Source organism: Limosilactobacillus balticus (genome assembly GCF_014145615.1).
GTDB classification, from domain to species: domain Bacteria; phylum Bacillota; class Bacilli; order Lactobacillales; family Lactobacillaceae; genus Limosilactobacillus; species Limosilactobacillus balticus.
The window spans coordinates 22551-30000 of record NZ_JACIVH010000070.1 but is presented as its reverse complement, the minus strand read 5'-3'; the positions used below and the strand labels follow the sequence as shown (position 1 = coordinate 30000).

The window sequence follows — 7450 nt, the reverse complement described above, 5'->3', positions numbered from 1 at the left end:
GTGGTGATGATGGCTTGAAGGATACACCTGTACCCATGCCGAACACAGAAGTTAAGCTTCAACACGCCGAAAGTAGTTGGGGGATCGCTCCCTGCGAGGATAGGACGTTGCCACGCAATTTAAAAAAGGGTATGCATTGTTTTAATACAGTGTATATCCTTTTTTAGTAAGCTTATCAGTAAACAGTCAATAACAGTACGTCTAGCCGTAGCTCCCTCGGATCTCCTATACTGAGACTATCCTCAGTAGGAAACTAATTCTATTTTGGCTTTAGATATCTATGCTCGTTAATTGGCATGATCCCGCTCATATCTATTTAGTCTGCAGAAAAACCGACATGCGGAAGACATTGATGGACTTGCAATGGTGATTGCCGAGAACTGTTGACTAAGTTGCTTCAGAGAATTTTTCTAATAAAATCATGATTGTTTATTCTGAAACTTCTTACTTATTTTTCGTTAAGTATATCGAATATTTGAAAATTAAAATTTATTTCAATTAAAGTAAAACACCAAACTATAATCGATATAAAAGTTATAGTTTGGTGTTTTGTTAATTAAACTTTATTGACCGGTTTTTGCAACCAATGAAAGAAAACAGTACGCTGACTATTAGCTAATAACCACCATCCGCTAGCTAACAAGAAGGCCCCGATTACATCGGAAGTAAAATGAGCATGTAAATAAACTCGCGAATACATAATAATAATGATCCATAGCGCGCCGATGATTTCTAAAAATACTTTTTGCCATTTAACTTTACAATAGGGTAAAAGAAGAGCTAAGATCGTAAAAGTAAAAATAACTGTTGAAAAGGTATGCCCACTTGGAAAACTATATCCACTAACATTAATTAACCGAAAGGAAGGACGAAAACGAGTAACGCTATACTTGATTAATATTACTAAACAGTAACCGATAAATTGTAACATACCATACCAAACGCTATCGGTTGCCCTTCCGCGCCGCCATAATAGAAGCATTAAGCCGATTGTTATAATTCCAACTGTAACTGGGTCACCCATAAAAGTCAATTCGGTTAAGATAGTGGTTTTGACTTTAGATACTGGAGCAGTCAGCGCAAAACCGCCTGTATCAATTGAACGAATAAATAGAGATTTAGTTAAAACATTGAAGAGTAATATTCCGAATAAAATCCAACAGAAGAATCCGAATCCAATTTGTGCTTTTTTATGCATTATTTTATAAGCCTCATTCATTTTCGTTATCACATTTAATTATATCCTATTTATTCTTAAAAAGTTATTTCCTCCTTCGAGAAAACGTTTACATTCAAAATAAATGCGATACAATAAAAGTAAAAAAGAGGAAGGGCGACATTAATGAATAACCAATTACGTGGATACGCAACTGTTGATCAAAGGATTACGATTAATTATCAAAACAGTTCAATTGTTTTATCAGTTATTACGCCTGAAATTATTCGGGTATTTCAAGATCACGGTGAAAAAGGAACATCATATGCTATTGAAGGCAATAAGACAATTAAAACTAACTTCACAGTCTTAGACCATGGTGACCATCTTGAATTAACTACGGCAGCTTTAATTGTAAAAATATACGACAATGAGAAAATCGATGTTTATGACAAAGATGGTCACCCATTAATTATTGATTATCAAGGTGAGCGAACACCAATTGACCGTGGATTAGATGAGGCTCATGCAAAGTTAGTTGCCGCAGAAGGTCATGATATTGCTGGTGGAAGTGACAAAGATAAGACATATTTTGAAGTAATTAAATCTTTAGCTACTGATGAACAGATATATGGTCTTGGGGATAAAACCGGGTATTTGAATAAACGAGGCTACGAATACGATAACTGGAATACCGATAATCCAGCACCCCAAGTAGAAAGTTTTACCCGGCTTTATAAGTCTATTCCTTTTATGTTAGGCTTGAAGAACGGTCATCCATATGGCCTCTTCTTTGATAACCCTTATCGTAGTCATCTTGATTTAGGAAAAGAAAATGTTAATTACTACTTTTATTCCGCAGTTGCTGGTAACCTTGATTATTACGTTATTGGGGGGCAACATTTGAGGGATATTGTTACAAATTATACTTACCTTACTGGGCGTGTTCCATTGCCACAAAAATGGGTACTTGGTTATCAGCAATCACGTTGGGGGTATAGTGTAAGTCCTGAAAAAGTTCAAGAAATTGCGACTAAACTGCGAGAAAATGATCTTCCTTGTGATGTGATTCATTTTGACATTGACTATATGGATGGTTACCGCGTATTTACTTGGAACAAAGAAAAATTTACTGATCCTCAAGCATTTGTTTCAAGATTGAGAGACCAAGGCTTTAGAGTAATGCCGATTATTGACCCCGGTGTTAAGCAAGATAAAAAGTATAAAATTTATAAAGAGGGAATAAAAAAAGGATACTTTGTTAAGAATCCTGATGGGACCGTTTATGTTAATAAGGTTTGGCCTGGCGATGCTGTTTTCCCTGATTTTGGCCGGGAAGAGGTACAACAATGGTGGGCCGATAATTGTAAATACCTTGTTGATACCGGAACTGCAGGGATTTGGGACGATATGAACGAACCAGCATCATTTGAAGGTGAAATTCCTGATAATATTGTCTTTAGTGATGGAAAATATCTTTCTACCCATAAGAAATTACATAATGTTTATGGGCATAATATGGCAAAGGCTACTTACAATGGATTAAAGAAATACAGCCATAAACGCCCTTATGTCATTACTCGGGCAGCTTATGCGGGAACGCAAAAGTATTCAACCGTCTGGACAGGGGATAATCAAAGTCTGTGGCCTCATCTACAAATGATGATTCCTCAATTATGTAATTTAGGAATGAGCGGTTTTACCTTTGCTGGAACTGATATTGGTGGCTTTGGTGCAGATGCAACGGCAGAAATGCTAACGCGGTGGATTGAAGCAGCCTTGTTTAGTCCCCTTTATCGTAACCACGCTTCAATGGGAACCCGTGCACAAGAACCTTGGGTATTCGGTAAACCAACGCTCTCAATCTATCGGAAGTATTTAAAGTTGAGATATCGTTTCATTCCATTCTTATACGATCTTTGTTACAAGGAAACAAAGGATGGCCTCGGAATAATGCGTCCATTAGTATTAAACTATGATCAAGACCCTGTTGTTCGGACAATGAACGATGAATACATGGTTGGCGATGAGTTACTAGTGGCTCCAGTAATTCAAGAAGGCCAAAATACACGAGCAGTTTATTTACCAGCAGGGGAGTGGATTGACTTTTGGAACGGTGTTGAATATGCTGGCAAGCGGTCAATTTTAGTCGAAGCACCAATTGATAAGTTACCATTATTCGTTAAAAAGAATACGATTATTCCATGGGGGCCTGAAGTAAGTCATATTAGTGATGAACCTAATGAAACAATGACTTTCCGCCTATATGGACAACATGCCTCATATACTCATTACCAAGATAACGGTCTTGACTTTGCTTACCAAAGCGGTGAATACAACCTTTATCAAATTAAGGCTTCTCAAAATGGAGTAACAATAGATATGCCTCATAATGGTTATGATAAAAATTACCGGAAGATTTTTGTCGAATTAAATGATCAAAAATTGACTTTTGAATTTGATCCACAAAAACAAACGTATGTCCAACAATAATCTAAGATAGAAATAAGACCGAGGAAGAAGGTTAGCACTTATTCTTCGGCCTTATTTTAGTTTACATAATATTCAACATAGCGAGACATTGCTGTTATCTTTTTCAGTTCATCCGTGATAAACTGAAAGTTGATTTATTTTTATAGGAGACGAGAAAATGAAAGAAACGCAAGAGAACATTCCATTAGCGATTGCAACGGTTGTTCTTGGAATAGTCGTTGGGTTCAGCTCATTGGTCCTTAGCGCTATTCTAGATTTAACAGAGCATTATTTTTTAAATTTTAACGAGACAAATAAGATTCCAGTTAATATTAGTATTTTTCCTATTCATCGATTTGCCTCGGTGTTAATAGGGGGGATAATCGCTACAATTATTTGGTACTTCCTTCAGCGCCATTATCATCCAGTTAGCATTAAGAATGCCTTAAATGGTAAAGAAATGCCGTTAAGAAAAACATTCATTCACGTGGTTACTCAAATCTTTTTTGTAGGGACTGGTAATTCGATCGGTCGTGAATTAGCCCCACGAGAAGCAGGGGCTGCTATCGCTCAGAAATGGTCCCGAGCACTTGATTCTTATCGGTGGTTGCGCCTTAATGACGAAGATAAACGTTTACTAATTGCCGCTGCTGCTGGAGCTGGATTCGCAGGAGTCTATATCGCACCTATTACAGGAACTGTTTTCTGTTTAGAAATTTTATATCGACGCATTAATGCTCGTTCAGTTTCTGTTAGTCTAATTATGTCAGTAATTGCAACGATGATTGGTTCGATTTTAAAAGGCTTCGAACCATATTATATTGTCGGAAGCCGTGATTTTTCTTTGCTGTCTGTTCCATTAGCAATTGTTTTAGGATTAATCCTTGGAATAACTGGAACCTGGTTCAAACAAGGGGTTAAAGCAGCTTCTAGTAAACGGGCAACGGGTAAAAATATTTTCTGGCAATTACCACTTTTATCGTTTGCAGCAGGAGCAATTGCAGCTTTTTATCCGCAAATTATGGGAAATGGGCGGGGACTTGCTCAATTAGCCATGAATACGACCACTGTCAATTCTCAGGTCCTAGGAGCGCTCTTGTTTGGTCTCGTTGCTAAAGTAGTAGTTACCTTATTTACAATCAAATGTGGGGGCTATGGAGGAACACTGACACCATCGATTGCCGCTGGAGCAGTTATCGGAGTATTTCTCGGTATTCCTTATATGCACTTCTTCCCAGTTGTGACTTTAACGCAGTGTGCAGTTATCGGCGCCTCATTATTTTTAGCCGCATCACAACAGGCGCCATTAATGGCATTATTTATGTTATTTGAAGTTTGCCACCTTAACTTTACAGCTTTTCTTCCATTGGGGATTGGAGTCGCAATTTCAATTGGCGTTTCAAAGTGGCTGCAAGAAGCAAAAGCAAGTACAAAATAACCTTTATTAAAAATAGTATCTAATAAAATAGCAAGGTTGAAATTTCTTCCAACCTTGCTATTTTATTTATACAACTTTTTCATTTTCTTTACAGTTGCTGCAAGATCCTTACTATCAAAGACTAATGAAATAACTGCTAATCCTGCAACTCCAGTATCATGAACAACTTTCATATTTTCTTCATCGATGCCCCCAATTGCAACTACGGGACGTTCACTGATCATGTTTAAACGTTCAAGACGATTAATGCCAATAGCAGTATCAGCGTCCGGCTTTGATTTTGTAGGGAAAACGGGGCCACAACCGATGTAATCAACAAAGTTCATTGTATTAGCACGTTCAACTTGTTCTGGCGTGTTACAGGAGTAGCCGATGAACATTTGATGACCTACAGCGACAGATACCTGTTCAATTTTAGTATCATTTTGCCCAACGTGAACTCCATCAGCGTTAATTTGCTGGGCCAATTCATAATCGTCATCAACGATCAATGGTATTCCGTAACGTGTACATAAGGTTCGTAATTCTAGTCCTAAGTCTACTCGTTCATTAGGTCGTAACTTCGAGTTTCCTTTTTCCCGATATTGGAAGGCAGTGATACCACTCTTCATTGCTAGCTCCACTTTTTCAAGAAATTTAACAACATCATTATGAACATCTTGTGTTCCGCCAACTAAGTATACTTGTAACATTTTTGGATCAAACATCATTTTAATTCGTCTCCTTCAATTTTAACCCAGTGATTAAGTGGTCCATGACCGTGACCAACATTAATTCCCTTGCTAATCGTCTTTTCAACATATGTCTTCCCAATCATAATTGCCTGTTCCATGGAATGTCCCTTAGCAATTTCCGCAGTAATACATGCAGAAATTGTATCACCAGTCCCATGAGTATTTTTAGTATCAACACGGGGAGCAGTTAACCACATATCATTACCATCTTCAAATAAAATATAATCATCAGCTTTGTCTGAATCTTCTGCATGACCACCTTTTATGAGAATGTTTTTTGCTCCTCGCTTTTGTAATTCACGAGCAGCCTTTTTAATATCATTTTTATCCTTTATTGCGATTCCCGTCAACTCACAAGCTTCTGGAATATTTGGTGTAACCAAGGAGGCGAGGGGAATAAGTTCATCTCTTACAATTGCAATTGCATCATCACTAAGTAACTTTGCGCCGCCTTTTGCTACCATGACCGGGTCGACAATAAGCGGTCCTAAATCATATTTCTTTAAGTTTCGTACAACGGCTCTTACGCGGATAGGGTCAGCAAGCATCCCCGTTTTACAAGCCCTAATTTTCAAATCATCAGCAATTGAAGCAAATTGCTCATCAATTAATTTTTCTGGCATTGGCAAGGCATCTTGTACTCCTAATGTATTTTGGGCTGTGACTGCTACGACTACCATTGCTGAGTATACGCCTCGCATCTGCATCGTTTTTATATCCGCTGGAATACCGGCACCTCCGCCACTATCAGTTCCAGCAATTGTTAGAGCCTGGGGATAATCATTAATCAAGGTAATCTTCCTCACTTTCTGCAAAAAATTCTAGTAATGCTTTCGTGTCCATAATCGAAAGCTGATCAAAAAATTGTACTTGCCACGAACCGAGTCCGACTGAATAACGGTTAGCTAATACTCCAGCAGCAGATACCAAAACTGTCGCAACAATACAAGCATCCCAAGTATTAGTTGTGGTTCCTAAAAATGCAGCGATGATACTAGAAAGCATATCACCACTCCCCACATTCATCGTTAACATCTCGGCAGAAAAGGGATTTTCATAGATAACTTGCCCATCAGTTATTAGGTCGGTTTCACCAGTTAGGACTACAATTGAATGGTAACGCCGGGCACACGTTTCGGCAATTTGAACCTGGTTAGGAACTTTACCAGCGTCAATTCCATGACTAGTATTGTCAGCCTCTACTAAAGCAGCAATTTCACTGGCATTACCACGAATAACATCAAAATGAAAATCATTTAGTAATGAATGGGCAAACTTTAAGCGGGATGGAACCGCACTTACCGCTACTGGGTCTAATACGAGGGGCTTGAGTGGCGTGGCAGCTCGCAAAACCGTTTTAATTTGTGTTGCCTGATGTTCATTAATTGTTCCAAGATTGATCGAGAGAGCATTTGCCAATGTTACCATTTCATCAGCTTCAGTAGGCTCGACAGACATGATCGGTGATGCTCCAACAGCACTAACGGCATCGGCAACTTTATCAATTGTTACTAAATTGGCAAGGTTAAGGACAATCGGGTTTTTAGTACGAACCCGATCGAGCAGTGACCAGTCAATTTGAAGTTGTACCATAAAATTAGCTCCTTAACTTAAATAAAAAATACTCAAAATAGGAGATACACCTACTTT

At 38.3% G+C, this 7450-nt stretch carries 6 protein-coding genes and 1 rRNA gene (1 of these 7 running past the window's edge); 3 read left to right on the top strand and 4 right to left on the bottom strand.

The features are described from left to right. Nucleotides 1–116: ribosomal RNA gene (rrf, locus tag H5S10_RS07860) — 5S ribosomal RNA — on the top strand; it begins 1 nt to the left of the window's first position. A gap of 440 nt (nucleotides 117–556) precedes the next feature. Here rrf and H5S10_RS07855 read toward each other — a convergent pair. Further along, nucleotides 557–1198, bottom strand: a complete 642-nt coding sequence (locus tag H5S10_RS07855; RefSeq protein WP_182589236.1) for a phosphatase PAP2 family protein — start codon at nucleotides 1196–1198, stop codon at nucleotides 557–559. Between the two features lie 144 nt (nucleotides 1199–1342). Between H5S10_RS07855 and H5S10_RS07850 the strand changes: the two genes are divergently transcribed. Then, the gene (locus tag H5S10_RS07850) at nucleotides 1343–3649 is read left to right on the top strand and encodes a glycoside hydrolase family 31 protein (protein ID WP_182589235.1); all 2307 of its coding nucleotides are present in this window, start codon (nucleotides 1343–1345) and stop codon (nucleotides 3647–3649) included. 157 nt (nucleotides 3650–3806) lie between these two features. Further along, nucleotides 3807–5066, top strand: coding sequence for a chloride channel protein (locus H5S10_RS07845; RefSeq protein WP_182587372.1), 1260 nt, complete (start codon nucleotides 3807–3809; stop codon nucleotides 5064–5066). Between the two features lie 62 nt (nucleotides 5067–5128). Here the strand turns inward: H5S10_RS07845 and thiE are convergent, their stop codons facing one another. Genes thiE through thiM form a run of 3 tightly spaced genes read right to left on the bottom strand, consistent with a single transcriptional unit; the run spans nucleotide 5129 to nucleotide 7393 of the window. After that, nucleotides 5129–5776, bottom strand: a complete 648-nt coding sequence (gene thiE / locus H5S10_RS07840) for a thiamine phosphate synthase (protein ID WP_182589233.1) — start codon at nucleotides 5774–5776, stop codon at nucleotides 5129–5131. Next, nucleotides 5773–6591, bottom strand: a complete 819-nt coding sequence (gene thiD / locus H5S10_RS07835) for a bifunctional hydroxymethylpyrimidine kinase/phosphomethylpyrimidine kinase (protein WP_182587376.1) — start codon at nucleotides 6589–6591, stop codon at nucleotides 5773–5775. Before thiD ends, thiE begins: the two co-directional genes overlap by 4 nt. Beyond that, a complete protein-coding gene (thiM, locus tag H5S10_RS07830) occupies nucleotides 6584–7393 on the bottom strand; it encodes a hydroxyethylthiazole kinase (protein ID WP_182589232.1) in 810 nt (269 codons plus the stop codon). The genes thiD and thiM overlap by 8 nt, the downstream gene beginning before the upstream one ends. Between the last annotated feature and the right edge of the window lie 57 nt (nucleotides 7394–7450).